1 protein-coding gene is annotated in these 909 nt (G+C 59.0%); it reads right to left on the bottom strand.

What is annotated here, in order from left to right; all coding sequences use genetic code 11:
* Positions 1-909, bottom strand: a 909-nt coding sequence (locus HEP89_RS28960) for a VCBS domain-containing protein (protein ID WP_197923323.1), incomplete at both ends; no start/stop codon positions are given.

The raw sequence follows: 909 nt of genomic DNA, 5'->3' as shown, positions 1-909 counted from the left end.
ATCTGGACTTCAAAATTGTCCGGATTGACGACCGTATCAGGATCGTTGATCTCGAAGACACCGCCGCGGGTATGGACGTAGCCTTCGTCTTCCGCACCCGGCCATTCAACGATGGGCAGGAAGTTCAACGAGAGATCGCCGCCGATCGTCGGAGCATCGTTGGTGCCCGTGATCGTGATGGTGACATCCTGATCCACGACACCGCCGTTGCCGTCATCGACCGTTACGGTGTAGACGACTTCGACCTGCTCACCTGCGGCGAGGAAGTCAAGATGCTCTTCCGCGACGCTGTAAGACCAGTTGATCGTACCGTCGTTCGCGTTGCCCGGATCAGCGGACAGCCCGAAACCGGCCTGGATATTCGCGATCTGGCCTGCAGTGAGGCCGACGCCATCAAGACCTTCAACGCTCTTGACTGCGAAGGTCGCCGTCGGCGTATCGGAGAGATCCAGATCGGAGAAGTCAATCGAGCCGCTGTCGGACAGGGTTGACGGATCGCCTTCAACGATGGATCCGCTCACGTCGACCGCAGTCAGCGTCGGGACGTCGTTTGTACCGGTGATCGTGATGGTGATCTGTGTGGTGTCGGTGCCTTCCGGGAACCAGTTCCGGTCGCTGACTTTGACGTCGAACGTCAGGGTCAGCGTTTCGCCGTCCGCCAGCCAGTCGAGTGGAGCCGAGCCGTTGTAGGCATAGGTGAATTCAACATTCCCATCTTCACCCTTCGGCACGGAGAAGATGTTGTCCAGTGCGTCTCCGCTGGTGAAGTTGAAGTTGCTGGATGCCAGAAGGCTGCTGATATCGACGCCATCCGGAAGAGCGCCTTCCGAATAGGCCGGCGAACCATCGCCTTCGACCGAGATGTAGAGCGTGTCGCCCAGATCCGGATCGTCGACCACGATGTTGCCG

The sequence above is a fragment of the Labrenzia sp. 5N genome, assembly GCF_012395805.1.
GTDB classification, from domain to species: domain Bacteria; phylum Pseudomonadota; class Alphaproteobacteria; order Rhizobiales; family Stappiaceae; genus Roseibium; species Roseibium algicola.
Note: the sequence above shows the minus strand (reverse complement) of the source record. Positions and strands in the feature narration are given on the sequence as shown.